The following is a 25,298-nucleotide window of genomic DNA, read 5'->3' as shown; positions in this document are numbered from 1 at the left end:
TAAGATATGACTGTGAATTGGTACTTTTCAAATGATATGAAGATTACTTATCTAATGATAAAGGGGGATTTACGTGTATGGAAGTAACATTTACAGTAAGTAAATGGGATGAAAAACTAATTGATGATACTAGAAAAGATTTCCCTATTAATATTGCCCATGTTGAATATGATATTGATGGAGAATTAAAAGGAAAAGCTTTTGTTGAATACTTATTATATTATGTAGACTCAAATATAAATGATGGTCACTTGGCTACGGCTAAAATTTCTGGATTTTTACACTTTGAAGGAATTTATAAGGGGCAACAAGGGACATTCACAGCTATAGAGCAAGGAATATTTGATAAAGGAAATTTAGATTCCCCAGGAACAATTATTAAAGCTACCGGTAACTTAGAAAATCTGAGAGGGTCCTATAATTATCAGTTTACAGGTCAAACTAGTAAACTGATTTTAGAGTTTGAATTTTAGCAAAATACCTTACATTTTAGCAGAAAGGACATTTCTTGTAATACTCGGAATGTCCTTTTTGTTGACGAGCTTATTCAACTATTTTCTAATAGTTAAGAAAAGAACAGAATATACGTTATGGGGGAATTAAAACGCTAAGCCTGAGAGGCATGGAGAACCCACTTATTCATTACTTCTCCTATTAAAGAATAATCCCCGAAAAACTTCCCTTCATAACTTCTTTTCCAACTTGATTCACACATGTAAACATCGCAATTATCTTTGTACGTTTTTTTCATCAGGTTCTAATTGTTCAATTGTTACGTCACAACGAATCGTTACTATTAATTGGTGACTTTCGATCAAATGAAAATCGCCTCTTATAGAGAGCAGTTTTACTTATATTTATTCTTATGCAAATTCTGAAGCATATTCTTCGTATGTCTTTAATGTATTAAGCAATCGAGCTGATTCAATCATGATTTCGTTCGAAGAATCAGTTACACAAATGACAATAAATCGATTATCATCTCTATCTCCAAACAATCCTTCTGATTCAAGTTCCATTAACACATTTAACGTTTCTTTCAACAGTGTATTTACTCGTATATTAAAGTCATCTTCGACAATATTATGATATTTCTTAATAATTTTTTTCACTTCATCAAACATTCCAAAATCGTCCCATTCGCTCCACTCAACAGCTCCGTATCTATAATAATTGTATAAAGGGTCCGATTTATTAACTTTGATTAGTCTTTCTTCATTAGCCACTGGTCCAATGCTATTGACACAATCGTCTGTTAATATGGAGTACCCATATATTGTGTCAACACCGCACCTAGTTAAAAGTTCGTTATAATGACAACGAATTGCATTTTTCAATTCAACATAAAAACTTTTTTGAAGATGCATTTTCATCGTATTTCCTCCATTTTTTTGTAGCGACCTGCTGTTACATATTTCAATCTTAACATGAAAATCAACATTAAACGTTAACTGAGCCAAAATAAGAAAAACCGAAACTCAAATCATTTCGGTTTTTCAAAACTATAGAAGTCAATATTTACTTTAAAGAATGAACAAACAACCCACTACGCAGTTTCGGTTCAAACCACGTTGATTTCGGCGGCATGACTTCTCCGGCATCTGCGATTGCTAATAAATCTTCCATAGATGTCGGATATAATGCGAATGCTGCTTTGTATTCGCCGCTGTTCACAAGGCGTTCTAGTTCTTCTAGCCCCCGTATTCCGCCAACAAAATCAATGCGTGAATCAGAACGCGGATCATGTATTTCAAGTACTTGGCTTAATAAATGATCTTGCAGGATAGATACATCTAAACCTCTAACAAGATCATTCGCATCAAATGTTTCTTCTTTCACAGTAAGCTTATACCACTTCTCATTTACATACATTCCAAATGTTTTTGGTTCATTTGGTTTATACGGAGAAACAGGTGCCTCTTCTACATAGAAGTATTGCTTGATTTGTTTTAAAAACTGTTCTTCTGATAAACCGTTTAAATCTTTCACAACTCGGTTATAGTCCCAAATCGATAATTCATCATGAGGGAATAGAACGGATAAGAAGAAGTTAAATTCCTCTTCTCCTGTGTAATTTGGATATTGTTCTCTTCGCATAAGTCCTACTTTTGCAGCTGATGCAGAACGGTGATGCCCATCTGCAATATAAAGATTAGGAATATCTTCAAATGCGTTTACTAAAGTCGTAATTACATCTTCATCTGCAATCTTCCACGCAACATGCTTAACACCGTCTTCTGCTGTAAATGTATAAATTGGCGCATGCTCTTCTTTCCAGCTTCTAATTAAATGCTTTACTTCATCTTTTGTACGGTACGTTAAAAAGATCGGACCTGTATTTGCGTCACACACATCTACGTGGCGAATACGATCTAACTCTTTTTCATGACGTGTTCTTTCATGTTTTTTAATTGTATCATCTTCATACTCATCAATAGATGTACAAACGACAAGGCCTGACTGCGTTCTTCCTTGCATCGTCAGTTCATAAATATATAGCGCTGGCTCTTCATCTTGTATGAACACTTCTTCTCGTATAAATTGCTTTAAATTGTCGCCCGCTTTTTCATACACGCGATCATCATACGGTGACAGTGCAGGGTCTAAATCAATTTCTGCTTTATCAACATGCAAGAAAGAATATGGATTCCCTTTTACAACTTCCCTTGCCTCTTCACTATTTAATACGTCATACGGTAAAGCTGCAACTTGTGCTGCTTTTTCCTCTACTGGACGAATGGCCCGAAACGGTCGGATTTTTGCCACATTCCTCTCTCCTTTACACAATCATTCGAACGGCTACAACACCTGTAATTTTGCTTATATTTTCCACAATATTCTCTTTTATTATATCATCAATTCCGTTATCGATATCAATCATTGTGTATGCCCAAGAATGTTTACTACGATTAATCATATCGGCAATATTAATATGATGTTCCGCTAAGCATCCTGTAATTTGCCCTACCATATTCGGGACGTTTTGATGCATAATTGTAATTCGTTTCTTTCCGATATACGGCAATTCTACGTTTGGATAGTTTACTGAATTACGAATATTTCCTGTCTCTAAATATTCACGTAATTGACGCGCCGCCATTACTGCACAATTTTCTTCCGATTCAGACGTTGATGCGCCAAGGTGAGGCGTCGCTGTTACATTTTTCATCTTTATTACATTTTCATTCGGGAAATCCGTTACGTAATGTGTAATAATATCTTCTTCTAATGCTGTTTGAAGAACCTTTTCATCTACAAGTTCTCCTCTAGAGAAATTAAATAGACGCATCCCTCTTTTCATCTTCTCTACAGCGTGTTCCCCAATGATCCCCTTCGTTTGATTCGTAAGAGGAATATGCAGTGTAATATAATCACACGTTGCAAAAATTTCATCAAGGCTAAATGCTCTTTGCACATGTGTAGAAAGACGCCAAGCTGTTTCAACTGAAATATAAGGATCATATCCGATAACATCCATGCCTAACGCTAACGCATCGTTCGCAACTAAAGCACCGATTGCGCCAAGTCCGATAACACCTAGACGTTTCCCTGCAATTTCTGATCCAACAAATTGTTTTTTTCCTGATTCAACAAGCTGTGGTACTTCTTCACCCTCTAAGTTTTTCGTCCAACTTACACCATTAATAATGTTGCGTGAAGACATAATAAGACTGGCAATAATGAGTTCCTTTACAGCGTTTGCATTTGCCCCCGGCGTGTTAAATACTACAATTCCTTTTTCTGTACATCTCTCGACAGGAATATTATTTACACCAGCGCCAGCTCTTGCAATCGCCTTTAAGTCTTTTGAAAACTCTTCTTGATGTAAAGAATAGCTACGAAGCAAAATTCCATCTGGATGATTGATTCTATCTCCTACTTCATAACGTTCTTCAGTAAAAACTTGCAAGCCTTTTTCTGCAATTTGATTTAACGTTTGAACACGAAACATATCCCCATCTCCCTATCTATTCTCAAGCTCAAATTCCTTCATATAATCTACTAATCGTTTTACGCCGTGTGCTGGCATCGCATTGTAAATACTGGCACGCATACCGCCAACTGAGCGATGTCCTTTTAACGTAACAAGGCCGCGTTCCTTCGCTTTTTGTAAAAACTCATTGTTAAGTTCTTCTGACGGTGTTGTAAATGGAATGTTCATAAGTGATCGATACGCAGGATCAACTGGTGAAGTAAACAATTTAGATTCATCTAAAAAATGATAAATAAGTGAAGATTTCATTCTATTTTGTTCTTCAATCGCAGATACTCCGCCTTGCTCTTTCAACCACTCTAGTACAAGTTTTGTTACGTAAATACTAAAGGATGGCGGTGTATTATATAAGGAGTTATTTTTACTGTAAGTTTCATAATTTAACATTGTCGGACAAGAGCGATCTGCTCCCCCAATTAAATCTCTTTTTATAATAGCAATCGTTAAGCCCGCTGGTCCTAAATTTTTTTGTGCTCCCGCGTATATAAGACCAAACTTCGAAACATCATATTGTTCTGACAAAATATTTGAAGACATATCCGCAACGAGCGGCACTCTTTCTATATGTGGAATATCCACATATTTTGTCCCCTCAATTGTATTATTCGTTGTAATATGTACATAATCTAGTTTTTCATCGCTTAGTAAACCGTCCAGTTTAGGAATCGTAGTAAACTTCTCTTGCTCGGAAGAAGCAATCACTTGTACTTCCCCAACTTTTTCGGCTTCTTGCAGTGCCTTTTTAGACCATGAGCCAGTTAGTACGTATCCAGCTTTTTTATACGTATTCATTAAGTTCAGTGGTATCATAGAAAATTGTAATGACGCACCGCCTTGTAAAAATAAAACATCATACTCATCAGGGATGCTCATTAATTCACGAAGTAAGTTACTCGCTTCCTCTATAATACTTTGAAAATAAGAAGATCGATGACTCATTTCCATAATAGACATGCCTGTCCCGTTATAATTTACAAGCTCCTTTTGCACTTTCTCTAAAACTGGCAAAGGGAGTATTGATGGTCCTGCTGAAAAATTATAGACTCTCTCCATTACCCTCATAACCTCCCTATTTCTCATTTTTATTAATTTTTAAACTTTCTGAATTATAACCCAAAATATAATACGTGGTCAATTTGTTTTCTATTATTACGGCGCAAGACGCAATGGAATCGCTTGCATGTGCAAACTATTTTTATAAACATACAAAAAAGTGTTAAGTACATAATCGTACTTAACACTCTAGTAATAAAGTATAATTGCTAATTGTCCGTGAAGAACCGATCAAAAATTTGATAAATAGCAGAAAGACCAATGAGCCAATAAATAGTGTCCACAAGCGCCGGCATAGAACCAAACCATTTCTCAACTACATTGTAATCTAACGCTACAAACAACCAATTCAAACCGCCGAGAATCACCAAAATTACTGTAAGGTAAGACAAAAATTTCATTATGATTGCCCCCTAGGTGATAAGATGGTGAAAGGCCTTTCACTAGAAATATATGTAGTAAACTTCAAAACTTACCTATTTTATAAAAATTATTTTCGGTACCACCCGTTAATAACTGTCTCTGCTTCTTTACTATGTATTTGATACGCATGTGTACTATCATTAGAGCCAATAAACCAAATTGAAAAACCTTTAAAATATGGTTTCGGTTCTAATACATCGCGGTAAGCACGCCATCCATTTAATTGTACATCTTTCGAAAACACATTTGAAACATCTGGATTCCATGGATTTTGTAATCCAAGTTCACGTGCTGGAACGTTAAATCCACCGAAGTAAACTGGCTTTCCTGTTGCATTATGTAATTGTTCCAATTGCTGAACAACATTTTGCCCACGATTATATACTGTCGTCGCAAATAAACTTTGCTTCACTTCTTCATATGACGGATTTCTTTTTCCAGAAACTTCAAACCAACTATCGATACTAACAATATCTACCTTCTTTAAATACGGACGGTTTATTTTCTCTATAAACTTCTCTTCATAAGAAGGATCCCAGCTTGCTGTTAACCACCAGTTCATTTGATACAAAATATTTCCTTTATACTGATTACGAACAAAATCAATTGTATCGCTCCAGTATCCTTCTGCATACTCCATATTCACGAAATTAGAAGCAATCTTTAGTCCATACACATTGTATTTACTTGTAATGGAATTAAAAATATCTTGCAGAATAACCGTCTTCCAATTCCAGAAGAAATCATTAATGTTACTTGGGTTCCATTCTGTCTCTCCAACATTCCCCTGCTGAATATATGGGAACGGTTCCACTATAACTTGAATATTACGCTTTAATAATTCTTGAATTAAAATAATAGCTTGTTGCTTTTGCGCTTGATTAATTACCATGTTAGTAGAAGTCACATTTGGGATATCTACTTGAATCGGTACATTTACTGTATTTAAATTTAAGCGCTCCACATCCGCTAATACTTTCGCTACATTTCCAACTTCCCATACTGTTACGTTTCCTGATTTGATTTTTCCAGATTGAACAGTATTTACATCTGCCTGTACATTTCCTTGAAAACAAAAAGAAAACAACATAATAAACACTCCTAAAAAACTTATTAAACTCTTATTTTTCTTCACAACTTTCCCCCTATAATTTTTGCCTTTCTTGATTATTTTATACAACGTTTCACATTTATTCCAGAAAAAAATGAAGTGCCGTTCAACTATATTCATATAAATCTTCTAAAAATAGTAGGAAAAATAAAAAAGGAGCAGATTTCCGCTCCTTTTTATCCTTTTACGATTGAAATTATTGAATCCCTTCTGGTAACTTAATTGAATCAAACTTTTCATATGAATCAATCTTTATACTCACAACTGCATCCAATTTTTCCTTATCTGTACTAGCTTTTTTATCTGAGTTACTTTCACTCACTTTTATAGTTGTTCGCATCTCTTCAAATTTATAATCTTTTGTTATTATATATTCAATGTTAAACGCATCCATATTAAATCCTTCCGTTAATTTTTTCATATCTCCATTAATTTTTTGTAACGTATCTACCGCTTCTTTTCCCTTTAATTCAAGTGTAAGTTTATATGTGTCTCCATCTTTCTTTGCTTTCATTTTCTTAGCCAAAGCTTCCGGTAAATCTAACTCATTAAGTAAATTTTTACTGACCATTACATCATTTACATTAAATTGATTATTAGGTATCGTAACTAACTCTCCTGTATCAGGGTTTTTCACTTGAGCAGCGACCTTTCCATCTACTTCATACGTTACAATATCTGTACCACTTATTTTCATTTCAGCTCTAGAATTCTTCAGTTTCGGCTCCATTTGTATTTTCATTTTAATTTCTTCTGATTGGCCGCTCCCCTTCATTGACATAAGAGATGTCAATGTAAGATATTCCTCTTGTTTTAATCCGTCAGCTGCTTTTTTAAAAATATCTTTCGCTACTAACTCTTTTTCTTTTTTTACAGATACTGTTTTAGGTCCACTTGTTTTTTCACTGCTACAACCAGTTGTTAAACCTACTATTAGCGCCAAACTAGATATTACAACCATTTTCTTCATACTGATTCTCCCCATTTCCCACTTAAAAATATTTTCATCCCATGTATAGTAAATCAACTGAAATAAATATATATACAATAATTATTTAACCTCTAAACGAAACCAGTTATTCAATCCGTATACTAATGTAACTAAAGCTCCTATCATACCAAAAACAACAATATTTATACCAATTGACGAACCAAATAAAACAGCCATCATTGACACCATCAGTAATAGCATAGCAATACTATTTATCTTAATTTCTACTACATCGCCATCCTTTACTTTCTTTTCTTTACTTCCAAAAAAGAATTGTTTTACTTTAATATTCGCTTCATCTAATTCAAAAGGAAGCGTATATTCTTCGTTATTCTCAAGTTTCATTACTACTTCGTTATCTACCTTTACAGCAACTCTTGCTGCTCCTCCCATTACCCCTGTTGCTCTTATTACTTTAATACTCATGCTAAATCTCCTCTCCCCCTATGACTTCTCCATGTCATTCATTTTTGTAATTCTTCTCTTATGAAATCCTTGAATGTAAAACAAAAAATGTATTTGTATGACATCGAAATCTTTTACGCTATACACCCATTTCTCATTAAACAAAATATTCCAACAGAAATTATAACAAGTTCCTGCAAATTTTTTTGTCAAATTTTGTCGCGTTTACAAAAAAAGAGACTCTTACATATAGTAAAAGTCTTTTCTATCATTACCGTGGCTGTAACGTTAACATTTTCCCTTCTATTCCCGCTGTATTCAGTGTAGTCGTATGATACTCTCCATTTACCCAATCATCTATTTGATCATGATACCAATCCCTTCTAAAAGGATAAAAATCCTCTTCCCCCTAATTCGCTTTTATTATGAAAGAACCTTTTGAAACATTGAAAAACCCCCTTCATTTTCCTACCAATGAAGGGGGTTTTCTTATCGTTCGCTACGCCAACTTTCATTATGCCCAAGATTTGAATCTGTCGCTACTTGCACATCATATAACATTTCACTAAAGAAGCGTTTATCTACTTCTTTTGGTACAATGCGTCTTTCATCATCAATCTCATCGTATTCATATGAACCACGATTCACTGTACCTGCTTTATAAAATTGAATGTCAAATACACATACATCTTCTTCATCTTCATAACCAATCGGCGCTCCGCTAAATGACAATTGCACGCCTAATCCGGTACGAGTATCTTCTTTGTAAAATGTATAATATACACCGCCATCTTGAACAGACCCACGGATCCATCCAAGCTTCGTCATCTTACCGAATAACGAACGACCATTTAGTAAAATACCGCCAAATCTCTCAATAGCACTCCCATCATTCTCTTCTACTACAAACACTGGACGCTCAATTTGTAGGAACGGCTGAACAATTCCCGCACTTTCTAATTGCTCTTTCCATAATTCCTTCTCCGCCTCAGGCAATTCTAATGGATGAACGAAACCAATAACAGTGCCAGATGAAAGTTCATAACTCTTCCCGTCAATTGTACAGAACACGCCACCTTCTGCATAACGGAATGCCTTTAGCAACTTCCCTTTCTTATACTCACCCCAAATGAGTGAAATAGAAAATTGCTTCATAATTGGATTATCCATAAATACAGACTTCCATGCATTATGTGACCAATAACGCTTTAATGAAAGTGCCGTTTCCAATCGTTGTTTTTGCATGGAAAGAGTATTTCGGAGTTCCTTCTTTAAAGAGGCTAATTCTTTTTTAGCCTCTTCAGCCTTTTCTACATCATCTTTTGCATTCGGCTTTGGAAGTGACTTCATACGTTTTCCTTCTTCTGTCTCTAATTCAATTTTTAACTCTGTAGTTAAGATAGCAGTAAAACTTCGATTCCCGAAATCAATTATTTTTTCACCATGTATAGTAAAGCCAAGGTCCGGCACCAATTGATCTTCCAGCTCTTCCTCTGTTATACCACGTGTTTTCGCAGCAAGACTTAGCGCTTCTTTTGCTGCATTACGTACTTGCTTATGTTTATATTTAAATGCTATTGCATGAATAGACATAAGTGCAAGCTTAGATGAAGACAAACCTAAAGCACGAACGGCATCCGCTGCTATCTTTCCTCTCATTTGAAGCACCCATTCATCAATTTGCTTTATAAGTATGTCGACCATTTTGTCGTCACTATACATTCCGTATAACGAAAGAATTCCACGTTTCTTCACATCTGCGTCTTGAGAAATCCATATTTGATATATTGTTTGCACATATTCTTTTAAGTCCTCTTCATTTAAAGCTCTACCAATTACTTCTGCTGTTTCTTTCTTCTCAATAACAGCATCTGAAATATACTGTTGTAAATAGGCTAACGGAATTGCAGCATCAGCAATTTCATCAGAGTCACGTAAACGGATTTGTGGCTCATCCCCAATCAATTGCAGAAGTGAATTTCTTGTTTGTTCAGTTAAAATACGTGCACATAGTTCTTCTATCTTTTTTTCCTCCGTTTGAAATAAAAACGAGAATTTTCCTGCGAAAGATTCATTTTTACTTTCTTGCAAAGCTTCCTGTACAAGTTTCGTATATTTTTCAAGCTTATACTCTATAAGTATTTTCATCACATTTTCACGAACAATTTTCTTTTTATTATGAAGTTCAACTGCTACATCTGCTGCAGCTTCTACATCTTTTGAAAGCAGTTTAACTACAGACTCACGCATTTTTTTAGATGAATCTCCTAAGCTTTTAATTAAAATTGGACGCATTTTAATCATGTTATCCTTTGCTAACTCTTCTAAAATATATGCTTTGGCCACAGCAGAATACTCATCAAATCGTTCAATGATGTACGCTTGTTCTTTTACAATTACACAAACAAGCGCTTCCTTCGCCTTATTTCGCTCTTCACTGTAGCATGCAGCTTCTTCAACTGCATAAGCGATAAGCTTTTCCTTACTTAATCCATACGAAAGCAGATCTTCTAATACTTGTTTCGGTTCTACTCCCCTGATAGAACATTCGTAAAGAAGTTCGTATAAATTAACACTATCTTCATCTCCAAACTGTAGTGTAAGTACAGCTTCCCTCTTCGCTACATCATCTATATCCCAAAGAAGCGCAACCTCTAACACCGGCATACCCCAATACATACTTCTATATTTCGGATTTTTAAGTATTTGCTCCATATCCTCAAGTGACAATTTCCCTAGTAAATAATCACGATATGTATCCCGCACTGTAGACAATTTTATTTGCAAAGCAGCAACAAAAAATTCTTCTCGCATTTTCCCTATATTTAGCTCATATCCTTTTTCAGCTAACGTGCGTGCGATGATGAGATAATTCATTTTACTTACATATTGCAAAGTACATTGAATAAATTCAGGATCTTCCTCCAACATAAAGCATAGCAATTCATATTCATACGTCTTACAAAAATCCTCACTATTCAAATCATGTTGCCTTAGACGATGCGCAAAAAATCGTTCCTTAGAAATCCAAAACTGTGTACAAAAACTTTGAATTTCTTCATATGTTTCTCTATTTACACTACCAGTTTTTTTGTAGTTTTGAGACTGACCGAGAGTGTGACACATATAACGTGTTGCATAGTTTATAAAACCCCAAACATTTTTCTTCGCCAATATTTCAATATATCGCCTCGCAACATTCGAATATTTATGAACACAAAATAATAGCCGCCAAATATGTTCCGGTAAATTCCCACCTATAAATACTTCACTATCATCTTTACCTTTTAAATACCGTTTAACTGCTTCAACCTTTTCCTCTTCCCCTAGCAGTTTCAATATAAATTCTGTATGTTCTTCTAACCTCTCATTCAATAAAGAACTATATGTACGAAACTTTTCATAATCTACATCAAACATTACAAGAAGTAATGTTACTTGCTGATTAGTTGGTAAAGTATGTAATTGTCCCTCTATATAGTTCGGATTCTCTCTTGTTAACTCTCTAAGAAAAACATCTGCTTCATTCACATAACTTGAAATACTGGATAAATATTTGCATGCGATTGCTACAAGTTTGTCCAAAGGAAGTGCACTTTTTTCTAAATAAATCTTCATTTTAGAAAAACTGACATGCGCAAAACGGACTACAAGAACATTTAATAATTGCTCCTCGAGTATATGGTAAAATAATCGAAAAAAATCCGGATCTTGTTTATGCACTTTCCTAAAATCGTTTATAAATCGCTCCGCAAAATCGCTTCTTTTTTGATCACGAATTGTCGTTAGTTGAATATCTTTTAAAATCTCTTCTTCTTTTGTCTGTAAATATCGTTGTGATAATTGTTTCTGTTCTTCTGTCATATTAATATATTGAAACAACTCAGATGTACTAGTAGTCAAACTTTGTACCCCCCGCATCTTTTTATCTATTATAAAAATACCCTTATTTAATGGTAGTATAGCATAAATCTCACAAAAACGAACATACATTCTATGTTAAGTTAATGTAAATTAAAATACACTACTCAAAATACATTTCCTTCTCTCTAAACTTCCCATTACGCACTTCTCCCCACTAAAATCCTTTAATTTTTCACTACACCAATTCCTCAAAATCCCCTTCACATAAGCTAACGTTTTCTTATTATTTTCAAACGCAATTTTAAGTACCTCTAACACTTTCTCTCCAAAAAGTCTTTGTATCCAATTCTTCAATTCCTTCACAATATATGGGGATAAACTACTAATATTTTGTTCATAAAACTTATAAACTTCACTATTTGGAACGTCCTCTTCTATGGTTTCCACCTCTATCTCTTCCGCTTCTTCTTTCTCTTCAATAACTACTTGTGAACTACTATTATCCTCTTCTTTTGGCATACCAAAATGCTGCAATAATAATGGAATCTTGTATTCTTCTTCAAGGCATTTACGTAAAAATATATGTATGAACTCATTACTTTTTATAGTCTTTAACTCACGTAATACGCACTTCTCCACATTCGTATTTGAAATAGGGTTATATTGTAACCAATTTATTATGAATACCTCTTTCGTTTCCGTATCATATAAAATCTTTCCATACTCAACAAACCTGTTTAGCAACTTCTCAACAGTCTCCATACTATAACCTGTTTCAAGCTCTGCCACACGCTTCGGTAATATGTAAATACCACATTGCTTTGTTTTCGTACCAGTTAACAAATATATGTAAAAATAACGCTCCTCTGGCGTTAAATCTAATATGAATTCATCTTGCCAAAAGTTCACCTGCACATTACGGTATACCGCCATATGTTTCCCTCCACTCTTTGCTAGTAAATAGGAAAATTTTAATCCTTCATTATAAAGATAGGCATACGGGAATGGTTTTGGCATTCGAATTACAATTTTTTTACTACTACAACGCCGGTTTCATTTTTTCGTGCTTGTTTTGTTCTTGTAGTTGTTTTTGTTTTTGTTTTTTCTTAGTGATTTATTACTTGGTAGGGGCTTATGAGGGGCTTATGAGGGGCTTATGAGGGGCTTGGAAGGGCATTCTACATTACAATCTATCAAATACAATTTGTTCTTCCTACTAAATAGGAGCTATTCCAAATTATTATTTTGGATAGCTCCTTTCAAACTCTTCTTATTTTTTACTTCTACCAATGTCAGCTTCTACATACAATTTCTTCTGCTATTTGCGGGCAGTAACACTCTCATTTCAAAATTCGGTGAATAAACTGCTCGATTGCAATGCGAGTGACCCTCACTGATTAAAGTTTCATTTTATTTTTGCATTGAATCTAACATCTTCACAATAAAGGCAGCTGCCTGACCACGAGTTGCTGTGCCTCGAGGATCAAACTCATTATTTCCAATACCATTAACTACCTTTAGACTGTATAATCGTTGAACCGATTCTTTGTATGTTATTAAATGCTTATCTGTAAATGGTAATGCTACTAACTCACCTGTAATTCCTTTATATCGTAATGCTTTGTCAATCATAATAGATACTTCTTCACGAGTAATTGGTGAGTTAGGATCAAAAATCCCTTCACCACGACCATTAATAATTCCTGCACTTGCACAACGTTTAATACCGTCATGAAGTGATGGATGTGCCTCATTAATATCTACAAATGACTTATTTCCCTCTGGTAGTTTAAGAGCATTCGAGATTAATTTCGCAAACTCCGCTCTCGTTACATTTCGATATGGCGCAAATACACCATTACCTTCGCCTTGCATAATACCTAGACTGTTTAATTTACGAATATGCCCTTCAAACCAGCCACCTGTAATATCATCTTTTGGTTTTTGTACTTCTTCCTTTGGTACATTGTAGTTAATTTTAATCCAACTTGGGTCATAGAAAATCCATTCTCCATTACCTACTTTATACCAACCATTTTTAACCGCTAATACTTTGTAACGATCTCCGTTTGAAGCTTTACGTACAACACGATGTTCAATACCCGCATCACTACGTACATTGATGCCACTACCATTTACCACTAGTTCCATGCTAGGTTCAGCTGGATTATTTTCATTTGGATTAAATGAGTCATTTTTATCTTGTAAAGGCGTATCAATCTGCGCATTTATATTTGCATACCACTGAATTCCTTGTACGAAACCAGCCCAATTACCACGTGAAATTAAAATGTCAGGACATTTTTTCCCGCTCCATTGTTGATGCTTGTAAATATGATCTGCACCAATTCCTTCTTTGTTCATTAAATAACCTGCAAGTCGTTTTGCATTTTCTAACGCTTTATTGTAATCACCGTCTTGGTTAACCGCAATCTCGATACCGATAGACTCCCTGTTTCCTGAACCATCTCCATCTCCTGCATGCCAACCATTTTCGTTTGTTGGTAAGTGTTGATAAATTTGTTTATCATCTACAGTAAAATGCCATGAAGCTGTTCGGAAAGTGCCTTCAGTTGCTTGCTTGTATAAATATTTCGCATGATTTTCAGCATTAGCACCAGCGGCTGTATTTGCGGTCTCATGAATTGTAATGTAACGTGCTTTCATCGGATTTGCAGGACGAATATCAGGATTTCCTGCTGGAACAATCCATTCCACAAATGGAACTCCTGCAAGTGTTCCATATTTCTTCGTACTCTGTGCACTATATTGAATACCTCTTGGCTTTGCAACAGGTTTCATTTGACGATCAGACCCATCATTTCGACCATCTACAGATTCAAATGCCTTTTCAATGTTTGAAATAGCTTCCTTTTCTGCTACTTGTCCCTTCTTAGCATCTTGCATTTTGTTTAATTCTTCTGTTTCATCATGTTTATGCTTATATTCTTCTAAAAGCATTTTTTCATTTTCAGATACTTCTGCTTCGTTAATTTGTACATGATCAGGAACTTCCAACTTGAAATTAGAATAATTTAATCCGCTCGTTCCATGTTCTCCCTGGGCAATATTAAGTTGATCAGTTTGAGATTTGTTTATCTCTTCTGCTGATGCTGATAAAGGTACACTCCCTAAAATCACTAGACTTGTTGATAGTGCGATTACTTGTTGTTTGATTGTCTTATTCATTATTATAATAAATACATACACACTCCCACCGTGTATGTATCTCAACCTCCCTTTATTGTCACATTAATTTTTAAAAATATGAATCTACTATGTACTTCTATTATATTTTCTTTTTATTTACATATTTTAATTATTTCATTTTATACTCATTAAGAAAATATTTATATGTCATCCCTACAGATGAATTTCATCTAACATACTTTTTATAAAATTCGTCAACAAACATTATTTTACAACTAATTACAAATACCGTCAAAATAATCAATTTAAACTTAGACAAATAACTGGTATACAATTTCATAATAAGAGATCCTATACTATCGAAATACATCTATTACAAATTCCCTTTAACGTTTTCAACAATCTCATTTATCGTATTCCGATCAAACTTATCACTAATTTCATATGACTCACGATCTCCTACGAATTGCACGCCTACGATATCATTGCGATCCTTACCGTATTGCACTTCAATAATAGATCCTCGCTCTATTTGCTTCCAAATGAGACCTGCTTCATCTTTATTATCTAAAATAATGCAGTCTTCAATATTTTCGTCAATCCCAATTAACTTATTATCATCCATATATCCAATCTCGTATTGTTGCCGTTCTTTCGCTTTGCCACTTACTAATATACCTTTGCTACCATATGAGTAATCCATATAGTCCTTTTTCTCCGTTTGTACCGCTTTCGGCTTTTGTGCTTCAGTTTTTTCAGCAGCCCCACAACCTGTAATAAGACTGATTGGGATAACCACTATTAATACTAATCTAGTAAATTTCTTTATCATTTGTAACCAACCTCATATATTTAATGCAAAACTCCATTTATTACTCTATTAAAGAATAACATGATACTAAGTAAACAGAACGAAAGATAACATATTATTTACATACTCGCAATTTAATGAAGGACCAGGCCATTTAAACCTAGTCCTACATAACTTTAACTTTGCTTCACATACTTAATTGTATTAAATGACGTCTCATTAAATAATCGCAAGTTTTCCCCATCATAATCTTGAACTTTATATGCTATTTTCTTTTTTTGAATTGTATCTTCTACACCGTCTACTAAACGTTTATTGAGATGTAAATAGATTGTAAAAGCTTCCTTATCATATTCCCAAGTTCCTTCAATATAATTCTTTTTATTTGGATACTCACCTTTACCTTACGTTTCAAATGTCTTATCACCTTTTAAAATGAGTGACATATTGAAACCGTCTGTTCCTTGGAATCCCCAATTACCGATTAATTCCGTACCATCTTTCACATTCTTCATAACGTTATCTGTATTAATTCCAGCTTTCTTATCTAACTCTTTCAAATCTTTCATTGATACTGTACCGTCACCGATTTTAATATCTCCTTCAAGATCTTTGAATGCCTTAAGCCAGTAAATATCTCCTTCTTTCACTAGCTTTTCAGATTTCTCTATTAACTCTTTATCAGTCTTATCACCTTTTTCTCTTTTTTCTTTTCTGGTAAATACTTCATTTATTAAAGAAAAAGACTCTCTAAAATAACTAATTGCTTTTTCAAAATCTTTTTGTTGGTTTACATACTCTGCAGGGGGATCTATCGACTCAAATTTATCTAACACTTTATTTAATTCTTTCACACTATCTACTATATCTGATTTCTTTTTCTTACCGTCAAAAACCTCTCTTGTAATATTGTTATGCTCCGCAAACAACTTATCAAACTCTACTCCTAATTTATACACTTTATTAGGATAGTCTTCCTTTGAAACTTTTTCTTTCTTACTATTAGACTTCGATTCTTTTACTTTAGACTCTTCCGTTTTCTCCTGTTTAGAAGTGTTCGTTTTCTCAGAAACTCCACAACCAAATAACAACATGACCGGAACTGCTACCCCTAGTAGTTTCTTTGCATTCATGACTGATTTCTCCTTCTACTTGAATAGATTACTCTTGCTATACCCATCCTCTTTTTTTATCTTGTAATTAAAGTTACAATCGCAATAACTCCTAGAATCGGTCCCCAATATTCCATTTTTATAAAAAATAATGAGTGCTTTTTGTTAAACATAACTTTTTCACCAGTTTCGGTATCTATATAAACTTTCCCACCTGGCTTATTAATATATTTACCTAAATACCAAGACATAACCCCTGATATAATAAACATTACCGCCATTGGCCAACTATGGTCTTGAAAATATGTAGCATCCCCCGTTATAGATCCAAAGATAGCCTTACCCAAAAGAGTATTAATAATTACAATAATTGCGACTAAAAAACCCCAACCAGACCAAATAATCATCTATTTCTCCTCCTAAAGCGTACAACTTTGTACTTTATGTTAATTTGAACTGCAAACGAAAATGTTTAAAAAACCGAATATTCAGACGTTAATAATTATATTTAGCTTACATTCGATTCTAACTTTAATGTCCTAAATGCAAATGAACCAGATATAATTTGTAAAATTGTCGGAATAAGTAAAAAGAATAATGACATAAACAACATAACTATAGGAATCACAATCATACAAACCCCATAAACTTTATTATTAACCTTGTTTACTAAACACGATAAAATGAACAATCCTATTTGAACCGTTAAAATAATAGAGTAATAAGCTAAAAGTTCGTAATCAACACCTTCCATAATATTAAACGCTACAACTATTAATATTATGGAAATAATAATTCCCAAAATGCCACCAATTAAACCTAATACGAATTCAGGTGTTCTTTTCAATTCAATCCCCCTTTTATGAACCACTAACAACTTGTATATTTTTCCCACTCACCATCATACCAAATATTCACTGGAAAAACTATACAAATGTATTTTTTATTCTACTATACTTTGCTTCTAACTATAGATAGCTTGTAGCAGTCACAAAATCAAAAGCTTCAAAATTACTAACCGGTTTCGATACTTTTAGAAAGTAGACATACCTCTTGAATACAATTAGTATTAACATATGAAATATGAAAAGCTTAAAAAGGCTTTTACATGATGAAAGGAAGTTGCACAACTATGGATTTTAAAACAGTTATGCAAGAACTTGAAGCTCTAGGTAAGGAACGAACGAAAAAAATATACATATCTAACGGTGCGCATGAGCCAGTATTCGGAGTAGCTACAGGTGCTATGAAACCAATCGCTAAAAAAATAAAATTAAATCAAGAGTTAGCTGAAGAGCTTTATGCCACAGGTAACTACGATGCTATGTACTTTGCAGGCATTATTGCCGATCCAAAAGCTATGAGTGAGTCTGATTTTGATCGCTGGATAGACGGGGCATATTTTTATATGCTATCTGATTATGTAGTGGCAGTAACTTTATCGGAGTCAAATATCGCACAAGATGTTGCTGATAAATGGATTGCAAGTGGGGACGAGCTTAAAATGTCTGCCGGCTGGAGTTGCTACTGTTGGCTTTTAGGAAATCGCAAAGACAATGAGTTTTCCGAAAGTAAAATTTCCGATATGCTTGAAATGGTGAAAGATACAATTCATCATTCTCCAGAACGAACAAAATCCGCTATGAATAATTTCCTAAACACCGCGGCAATTTCATATGTACCACTACATGAAAAAGCAGTCGAGATTGCAAAAGAAGTTGGTATAGTTGAAGTCAAACGTGATAATAAAAAAAGCAGTTTGTTAAATGCTTCTGAAAGTATTCAGAAAGAACTTGATAGAGGAAGACTTGGTTTTAAGCGTAAGTATGTAAGGTGTTAAAAGTATGAAGGTGTCAATGTAGGAGAGATTGACACCTTTTTTGTGGACATTACTAGACTAACGGAGCTGCAAGTTAAAGGGAACCAATCATTCATCTCCCACTATACATCTCAAACTTCTTCTTTCAATTTATATACCCTATCTCTTTTCTCATCATCTTTGATAAAAATAAGTTTTCCTTCTGTAACAAAACCTTCTAATAGTAAACATACTTGTCCATATGCTTTAGGCTTATTCGTAGTGAATCTTTCATCGGGTATTTTACCAGATCGTATTAATCGTTCACATAGCTCAAGCGCACTTATTTCTTCAGAATCAATTAATTCTAAAATATCTTTTTGTAATGGTGATAAAGAGGCTGGTACCTTACATACCTCAGCTACCTCCACCTTTTCTTTTTCTTCTTCAAATAAATCTTCAAATGAAATTTGATTCATTACACCTGTTCCTTTCTAACAATTGATTTATATAACATGAATTGAATTCTATAGGTACGAAAACTTTAAATATTAGTCATTGTTATGTAGCGCTTACCTCGTTACATGAATTTCAAACTCATGTACATCATTTCATATAGTATATTTTGATTATACCAAATATACGTTCTGTCTTCTATTGTAGAATTTTTATAACAGAAATGAAAGTAATAGTGAACATTTTTCTTCTCTTTAGTTGTATAGAAAACTATGTAAAAAGTTTACATAATAAAATTATAGTGATCTGTTAAATTTGTACGCAAAAAAGCACTTGTTGCCTCAAGTAGACAATCAAGTGCTTTAACTTCATATGTTCTATAAGTAACATTAATCCGTCACTATTCTTTTTTCAATAGTCCAACTAAAGCTAGTTAATTTGGATATTTTACATATTTACTCGCTAATAATACATTCCTTAATTTAACAAAAAAATATTTTAAGATTTATTTTTCTCTTCATATTCTTTCATCTCTTCGAATTTTCTTCGCTCATTTTCATTACTAGGTTTCTTCCCTAAATATTTATATTCAAAATAATCCACTCGGTCATTCGATCCAAAAGTAGATTGATACCATTTAGTATACCCATAATAAATTTTTACTTTCCCCTCAGATGTCACAATCATATCAAAAGAATACCAAGGTTCCTGATTATTTTTTATAAATATTTCCTGTAACTCTACACTTAAATGAAATAATTCATCATATGTCTTATCATATTCTTTTTCACTCACATTAAATACATCTGGTATATCATGGGAATATATATATTCATCCGATCTATCTGGGGTATTGAAAAAGAATAATACCCCACCCTCTTGGTTATAAATCTCTGCATTAAAATAAAAGATATCCCATTCTACGGGAATTGTATCATTTATTTTTTGCGCTATATTTTGATAGATTTTATTTAATTCTAATTCGAACACTTTTACATCAACCTCCTGTTTTATTAAGTATTTCACGTATTACCTTACGTTGGCCTTCAATTTGGTATTTATTTTAAATGAGTTTGGTCTTAGTGATGAACCTAAGTATACTGGTTCAATTTTTACTGATACTTTTTTAGGAGGCTTCCCACCTAATGCATTAACCCATTCTTTCTCCATATTATACCATTCTCCACCCGAACGATTAATCTGTTTATTTTGAGCGACTAAATTATCAATGTCACCGGATCCATGGAATTGCGTCCCTATCAAATGCCCACCATCATCATCCGGCAATCTATCTTCTCTTCCTGCAGCCACTTGCATTCCTGTGTTTCGTTTTCCTTTTTGAAGTATTAATTCTCCTGCCTCAACATCTACTATTCTACCAAGCTCATCTGTTGTATATTTATAACCATTCTCAGTAATATAACGCACGTTTGGCGCAAGTTCTTTCCTTCCATTTTTCCCTTTAATAATGTGCTTCCCAAGATCTTTCTCTTTTATCTCAGTTATCTTAGGAGTCTCACCCGTACCCTTAACCCCTCCACTCTCCAAATTCGAGATCCTATTCTGAATACTCGCCTTTGAGGCATCATGGGCTTCTTGGAATTTCCCGCTATAGTTCGTTCCAGTTCTAACGACACTTCCATCTGGCAGTATTTCTACATCTTTAAAGATTGGGGATATGGAGTCCGCACCTTTTGCTAATGTATTTTCAATTATATAATACTAGGAATTTATGTTAGCCTTAATTCATAAAAAATTACTTTTTATAAATTTAACCCAAGTTTCTCGTTACCACATTTCTATATTATAACATTAACTCAATCGTATCTTTTAAAGCTTCATTTACATTAATAGCCTTTTAAATAAAAAAACTGAAAGAGGATTAATCCACCTTCCAGTTTCTTCTTTCATTATTCTATCGGCCCCATAAATTGAGTAATTAAATAAACATGCTCGATAAGTTTGACTTTTTGTAAGTTTTCTACTTTTTCTGGTCCACCTAGTGCAAGTAAAGGTGTGTAACCAAAACATTCATCTATTTCAAGCTTTCCGTATTTATTTAATGCCTGCTGATAATGCTTCCAATCCAATCCTTTCTCTAAAAAATAATCATCTTTCGTATTTTTAAAGAAAAACTTGAATTTTCCAGCTACTACATCTACCGTACCTTTTCGATACTTAAGTAATAATAAATAGTTATTTTCCCACACAAGAATATCTCCCATACCTGTTGTAAAAATTGGGATAGCTTCTTCATAACGGATATAACTTTCCTTTAATATATCTAAATATTTTTCTGGGTTTATTGCTCTTAAGTATCCATTTAACATACTCCCAAACCCATAACATTTCCATAAATCTATTATTTGATCTGGAACTTTCCCTGTATACTTTTCAATAACCTCTGTTGATGGTTTTTCGAAAGATATAAAATCATTTATATTTTCCATAGTATCCCCCTACTCCGATTTCAATCTAACATTAAGATATGTCAAATTTTTTTCTTCCTCTGATAAGGTGTCAGCAACTCGTCTAATTTCCTTATCCACATTACCAATCCTGCTTTTCCACTGCGAACCTATTGATGAATTAATTCTAGAATCACCCATGCCAGTTATTTTTAATGGATTTCCACCCGCAATTTGATCTGGGTCATGTAATGTAGCTTTATCCTTTATCCACTTTAAAGCTTGCTCTTCTGCTTCCCTAAATGAAAAACCTTCTTCCATAAATTCATCAATTTTATCTTGCACAGCTTGTTTTCGTGTTAATCTTTGAGCTGAATTTGCTTGTTTTGATCTCCCATATTTTAAAAATTAGTTCCGATTCTAAATAAACTCATAAACTGTCAATTTTCCCAGTCCATCTTCTTGGTTTTTTAATTGTCATATAAACTCATCTTCATTATGTTTCCGATTACGTTTAAATTTGATTCCAATTTCGTCAGTACGCGAGCTATTATTACCCACTCCGCTAGTTTTATTACTTCCTTCTAATTTACTATGCCCATGAGCAAGTTGATAAACGTCATCCTTAGTTACCGTACTTGCCTTTGAAAACTTTCCAGTTACTTCTCCAACAGTTGAAGGAAGCTTCACTCCTATTCCAGTATCCACCATCCTAACCGCTACTGGAATAGGAGTATTTTTCATAGCATCTAGTGCATTCTTTAAAGTCTTATTTTCCCTAGGCGATTGTACCACATTATTTCTACTCTAAAACACAAAAAAGCACTTGTTGCCTCAAATAGACAATCAAGTGCTTTAAGTTCATATGTTTTTAAGTAGCATAAATTTGTAAGATTTATAAGATCTGTAAGTTTTGTATTAACAGTACGACACCTTTTACATGCCATGACAACTACTACGTTAAAACTTACGAGTTTTTACGAGTTCGTTAGTTTAATGTACATTCCATGTGTTTATATTCATCGCCATGTAAAATGTCATCTCGCCTAAGCTCGTACTTCGTTTTCTATTCTATCATTGCACACAGTACTCCATGATGGTATTACCTTCATGGAGTCTCTATTTTCAAATATATCGTTTTTCTTTTTTCTAATTCAATACTTTAATTATCTTTAGTTCGCTTGCCTTATGTGTTAGTGATATATAACACCTTTCTTATAGATAGCTTTGGCACTATAGAGTGCTCCTAAAAACATTATCTTTCCTCTCTACACAAATGAATATAATGACCAAATTCAGGAAATACATCCCAGTTTCTTTCAAGGGTATCGCTAATCTCACGCTCCTCGACTAAGCCGGTCTTTAAATCCCTTTTTTCCATTGCTATATAGCCATTTTCTCGGAATCCCAAAATCAAGCTACTTACTTCTGTATCAGTTTCATCATCATATTCCCAATACGTAGCTGTTCTTAAAAATATCTTACTGTCACTCACAACTTCAAAATCATAATTTAAATACTTACGAATCAAGTCATCATAAAATCCCACCAAAACCCATTCATTTGTAACATTTACAATATACTTAAGGTTTTCATCTTCAGTTAATACCGCCGTATATGGTTCATGTTTTTGATGGTATGTGTATGCATCACGGTCATCTAAAATATTCCAAGGCTTCTTTTTAATGTCCGACCATTCGTCACAATAATAAATTTTCATAGTCAATTATACACCTTCCCTTTAATATCCCTAATAATAATCCTATTTTTTGTTGCTTCATCAAGAATCGTTTGCGGAATTGGTTTATTTTGAACTGGTACTTCTAATATTAACTCACCTTTAAGCCGCCCCCCTTTGAGAGCGTTAGGATTAAAAGGACCATTTGATATTTTAGAACCTGAAGGATATTTTTTTGTAATTTCATTTAAATAACTCTTAGCTGTCTTTTCTTGCACTTCACTAAGTTGAGTGAATTTTCTAGATACTATTTCCTTATTGTGCGCATATGAGTCAACTACGTATTTTTTACCCCCTACTTCTTTTGCTTCCAACTCTACCTCATTATAAGGGTAACGAGGACGATTTTCCTTATTAAAATTATTCCCTGCTTCCCATCGCTCTTTAAGCCAATCCGGTACACTTTTCTTTTTAGGTGTAGCTTCACCCGTACCCTTAGCCACACTACCTTCCTTACTAACTCCTGAACCTCCACTACCCTTAGCAAGTTGATAAGCGTCATCCTACCACATTATTTCTACGCTAAAACGCAAAAAAGCACTTGTTGCCTTTAATTGACAATCAAGTGCTTTCAGTTCATATGTTTTTTTAGTAGCATAAATTTTGTAGGTCTTCGCTTGATTTTATATTACATCTTTCTATAAAAAACTGCAGTCCAATTATATCTAACACTTGGGCTACACTTCATATCAGACATTTTTTCATATAAATGTTCTTAGTATATTATTTTTGTAACTTTAAACTAGCAATTAACTCATCTAAACTATCCGAAATCTCTTCAAATGAACCTCGTTCAAAATCCTCCAATTCAACCTTACCACTTACATTATCTAAAACAACTATCAAACCGTTCCCCTCTACACCTATTGGAGTCTTATCAACCTTATTATGATTGTTTTTATACCCTTCTAAATTACTTTCGAAGGAATCCAATTCAATATTTGGTAATACAGGTTCTAGCCTAATATAATGATTACCAATAAATCCATCTAAATCAGCAAACCAATAAGAATTAAAATAATCATCAATTGAAGTGTGCAGTTTAATTTCAAATCTTTCCTCAATCTTCGTTAAATCATTCTTATTATTTTTTTCAATAGGTTTCCATGAAATTTCTTCTTCATCATCCATTTCACCCTGATATATAAATGAATCAACTTCTTCGTTATATGGCGTTTTAAATAAAAAATCTAACCCTTTATCAAAATATTCTTTTCTTAAATTAAAATATTTGCTCATAGCATCCTTCATTACCAAAATAATCACCCTTACTTTTCTAAGAATTTTTCTAATAGTTCAGCATATTTTTGGTCATTTCCCCAAACTCCTGCGCTTTTCTCAGCATTATGAATCCCTCCTAAACCTGGATGTAGCTTTGAGGGTACAGCCACAGCTTGACCACCACCACCAATGTGATGATGTATTAAAGTGTCATTATATAATTCTTTTAAATCATATTGGGGAAAATGTTTTCTAAACGTTGGATTGTTTATAGGTGCGAATCCTAATTCTATTTTTTGTCTATTTGACCTATTAAACGCTTCTGGGTACTTCTCTAACATCTCTTTCCAATAAAAATCTTTATCGCGTAACCAACCCTCTGCATTGGTGTTTTTTTGCCCTTTACCAACATAGGGCATCTCAACAGTTAAGCGAGGATCCGCAGTATATTTAGCCTCTAGCTTACCTAAATCAGCACCACGATATGTTCTAATAGGATCATTAATATCACCTATCTTCTTAACCGTTTCACCCGTACCCTTAACCCCACCACTCTCCAAATTCGAGATCCTACTCTGAATACTCGCCTTTGAGGCATCATGGGCTTCTTGGAATTTCCCGCTATAGTTCGTTCCAGATCTAACGACACTTCCATCTGGCATGATTTCTACACCTTTAGCGAATGGGGTTACGGAGTCCACACCTTTTGCTACTGTATTTTCAATTATATAATATTCCCGACTTAATCTATCTAACAATCCTT

The 25,298-nt window shown here is 33.9% G+C and carries 24 protein-coding genes and 3 pseudogenes; 2 read left to right on the top strand and 25 right to left on the bottom strand.

The window, feature by feature from the left end; genetic code table 11:
- The first annotated feature begins 77 nt into the window (after positions 1-77).
- A complete protein-coding gene (locus ACTFRY_RS08220) occupies positions 78-473 on the top strand; it encodes a DUF3224 domain-containing protein (RefSeq protein ID WP_000454083.1) in 396 nt (131 codons plus the stop codon).
- 390 nt (positions 474-863) lie between these two features.
- Here ACTFRY_RS08220 and ACTFRY_RS08215 read toward each other — a convergent pair whose 3' ends face one another.
- From ACTFRY_RS08215 to ACTFRY_RS08145, 15 genes and pseudogenes are all read right to left on the bottom strand, one after another.
- Positions 864-1,373, bottom strand: a complete 510-nt coding sequence (locus ACTFRY_RS08215; RefSeq protein ID WP_000781769.1) for a DUF4303 domain-containing protein — start codon at positions 1,371-1,373, stop codon at positions 864-866.
- A 145-nt stretch (positions 1,374-1,518) separates the two neighbouring features.
- On the bottom strand, positions 1,519-2,766 hold the full coding sequence (locus tag ACTFRY_RS08210) for a DUF1015 domain-containing protein (protein ID WP_001063054.1): 1,248 nt from the start codon (positions 2,764-2,766) through the stop codon (positions 1,519-1,521).
- A gap of 13 nt (positions 2,767-2,779) precedes the next feature.
- Positions 2,780-3,952 (bottom strand): 3-phosphoglycerate dehydrogenase family protein, encoded by a 1,173-nt coding sequence (locus tag ACTFRY_RS08205; RefSeq protein WP_000490230.1) that lies wholly within the window; start codon positions 3,950-3,952, stop codon positions 2,780-2,782.
- A gap of 12 nt (positions 3,953-3,964) precedes the next feature.
- Positions 3,965-5,047: a 3-phosphoserine/phosphohydroxythreonine transaminase gene (gene serC, locus ACTFRY_RS08200; protein ID WP_000442937.1), complete on the bottom strand. Its 1,083-nt coding sequence runs from the start codon at positions 5,045-5,047 to the stop codon at positions 3,965-3,967.
- A gap of 209 nt (positions 5,048-5,256) precedes the next feature.
- Entirely contained in the window at positions 5,257-5,448 is a 192-nt protein-coding gene (locus ACTFRY_RS08195) for a DUF378 domain-containing protein (protein ID WP_000670803.1), read from the bottom strand.
- An 89-nt stretch (positions 5,449-5,537) separates the two neighbouring features.
- Positions 5,538-6,605 (bottom strand): glycoside hydrolase family 113, encoded by a 1,068-nt coding sequence (locus ACTFRY_RS08190; RefSeq protein ID WP_000739760.1) that lies wholly within the window; start codon positions 6,603-6,605, stop codon positions 5,538-5,540.
- 172 nt (positions 6,606-6,777) lie between these two features.
- Positions 6,778-7,551 carry a DUF6612 family protein gene (locus ACTFRY_RS08185; RefSeq protein WP_000738993.1) on the bottom strand — a complete coding sequence of 258 codons (774 nt, stop codon included), beginning with the start codon at positions 7,549-7,551 and terminating at the stop codon, positions 6,778-6,780.
- Positions 7,552-7,632: 81 nt separating this feature from the next.
- The gene (locus ACTFRY_RS08180) at positions 7,633-7,998 is read right to left on the bottom strand and encodes a hypothetical protein (protein ID WP_000025025.1); all 366 of its coding nucleotides are present in this window, start codon (positions 7,996-7,998) and stop codon (positions 7,633-7,635) included.
- Positions 7,999-8,466: 468 nt separating this feature from the next.
- The gene (locus tag ACTFRY_RS08175; RefSeq protein WP_000213792.1) at positions 8,467-11,880 is read right to left on the bottom strand and encodes a DUF4132 domain-containing protein; all 3,414 of its coding nucleotides are present in this window, start codon (positions 11,878-11,880) and stop codon (positions 8,467-8,469) included.
- 111 nt (positions 11,881-11,991) lie between these two features.
- Positions 11,992-12,774, bottom strand: a complete 783-nt coding sequence (locus ACTFRY_RS08170; RefSeq protein ID WP_000312101.1) for a DnaD domain-containing protein — start codon at positions 12,772-12,774, stop codon at positions 11,992-11,994.
- A gap of 477 nt (positions 12,775-13,251) precedes the next feature.
- Positions 13,252-15,030 (bottom strand): S-layer homology domain-containing protein, encoded by a 1,779-nt coding sequence (locus ACTFRY_RS08165; RefSeq protein WP_002000187.1) that lies wholly within the window; start codon positions 15,028-15,030, stop codon positions 13,252-13,254.
- Positions 15,031-15,364: 334 nt separating this feature from the next.
- Positions 15,365-15,823 (bottom strand): hypothetical protein, encoded by a 459-nt coding sequence (locus ACTFRY_RS08160; protein ID WP_000591634.1) that lies wholly within the window; start codon positions 15,821-15,823, stop codon positions 15,365-15,367.
- A gap of 155 nt (positions 15,824-15,978) precedes the next feature.
- Positions 15,979-16,935 (bottom strand): annotated as a pseudogene (locus tag ACTFRY_RS08155) (DUF3994 domain-containing protein).
- A gap of 56 nt (positions 16,936-16,991) precedes the next feature.
- Positions 16,992-17,321, bottom strand: a complete 330-nt coding sequence (locus tag ACTFRY_RS08150; RefSeq protein ID WP_440032285.1) for a hypothetical protein — start codon at positions 17,319-17,321, stop codon at positions 16,992-16,994.
- Positions 17,322-17,422: 101 nt separating this feature from the next.
- Entirely contained in the window at positions 17,423-17,761 is a 339-nt protein-coding gene (locus ACTFRY_RS08145) for a DUF4064 domain-containing protein (protein WP_000831724.1), read from the bottom strand.
- Between the two features lie 285 nt (positions 17,762-18,046).
- Here ACTFRY_RS08145 and ACTFRY_RS08140 point away from each other — a divergent pair, with 285 nt between their 5' ends.
- A complete protein-coding gene (locus tag ACTFRY_RS08140) occupies positions 18,047-18,754 on the top strand; it encodes a DNA alkylation repair protein (protein ID WP_025966672.1) in 708 nt (235 codons plus the stop codon).
- Positions 18,755-18,864: 110 nt separating this feature from the next.
- On the opposite strand, the gene ACTFRY_RS08135 is transcribed toward ACTFRY_RS08140, so the two are convergent.
- The 10 genes and pseudogenes from ACTFRY_RS08135 to ACTFRY_RS08090 form a co-directional block, all read right to left on the bottom strand.
- Complete coding sequence (locus tag ACTFRY_RS08135; protein ID WP_001071910.1) at positions 18,865-19,191, bottom strand: DUF3895 domain-containing protein; 327 nt, start codon at positions 19,189-19,191, stop codon at positions 18,865-18,867.
- Between the two features lie 475 nt (positions 19,192-19,666).
- The gene (locus ACTFRY_RS08130; RefSeq protein WP_000462361.1) at positions 19,667-20,158 is read right to left on the bottom strand and encodes an immunity protein YezG family protein; all 492 of its coding nucleotides are present in this window, start codon (positions 20,156-20,158) and stop codon (positions 19,667-19,669) included.
- 7 nt (positions 20,159-20,165) lie between these two features.
- Positions 20,166-20,818 (bottom strand): annotated as a pseudogene (locus tag ACTFRY_RS08125) (DNA/RNA non-specific endonuclease).
- A 260-nt stretch (positions 20,819-21,078) separates the two neighbouring features.
- Positions 21,079-21,618, bottom strand: coding sequence for a T6SS immunity protein Tdi1 domain-containing protein (locus tag ACTFRY_RS08120; protein WP_000427865.1), 540 nt, complete (start codon positions 21,616-21,618; stop codon positions 21,079-21,081).
- A gap of 9 nt (positions 21,619-21,627) precedes the next feature.
- A pseudogene (locus ACTFRY_RS08115) lies at positions 21,628-21,960 on the bottom strand (polymorphic toxin type 15 domain-containing protein); the annotation flags it as partial.
- Between the two features lie 93 nt (positions 21,961-22,053).
- Positions 22,054-22,371 (bottom strand): hypothetical protein, encoded by a 318-nt coding sequence (locus ACTFRY_RS08110; RefSeq protein WP_000250842.1) that lies wholly within the window; start codon positions 22,369-22,371, stop codon positions 22,054-22,056.
- Positions 22,372-22,831: 460 nt separating this feature from the next.
- Entirely contained in the window at positions 22,832-23,296 is a 465-nt protein-coding gene (locus ACTFRY_RS08105) for a hypothetical protein (protein WP_000708799.1), read from the bottom strand.
- 2 nt (positions 23,297-23,298) lie between these two features.
- The gene (locus tag ACTFRY_RS08100) at positions 23,299-23,757 is read right to left on the bottom strand and encodes a hypothetical protein (RefSeq protein WP_001051895.1); all 459 of its coding nucleotides are present in this window, start codon (positions 23,755-23,757) and stop codon (positions 23,299-23,301) included.
- A gap of 280 nt (positions 23,758-24,037) precedes the next feature.
- On the bottom strand, positions 24,038-24,553 hold the full coding sequence (locus ACTFRY_RS08095; protein WP_002101116.1) for a SecY-interacting protein Syd: 516 nt from the start codon (positions 24,551-24,553) through the stop codon (positions 24,038-24,040).
- Between the two features lie 29 nt (positions 24,554-24,582).
- Complete coding sequence (locus ACTFRY_RS08090; RefSeq protein WP_141541482.1) at positions 24,583-25,293, bottom strand: hypothetical protein; 711 nt, start codon at positions 25,291-25,293, stop codon at positions 24,583-24,585.
- Between the last annotated feature and the right edge of the window lie 5 nt (positions 25,294-25,298).

The sequence above is a fragment of the Bacillus cereus group sp. MYBK195-1 genome (assembly GCF_051916605.1).
In the GTDB taxonomy this organism is placed as follows: domain Bacteria; phylum Bacillota; class Bacilli; order Bacillales; family Bacillaceae_G; genus Bacillus_A; species Bacillus_A cereus.
The sequence above is the reverse complement of the archived record's forward strand: the minus strand, read 5'-3'. Positions and strand labels throughout refer to the sequence as shown.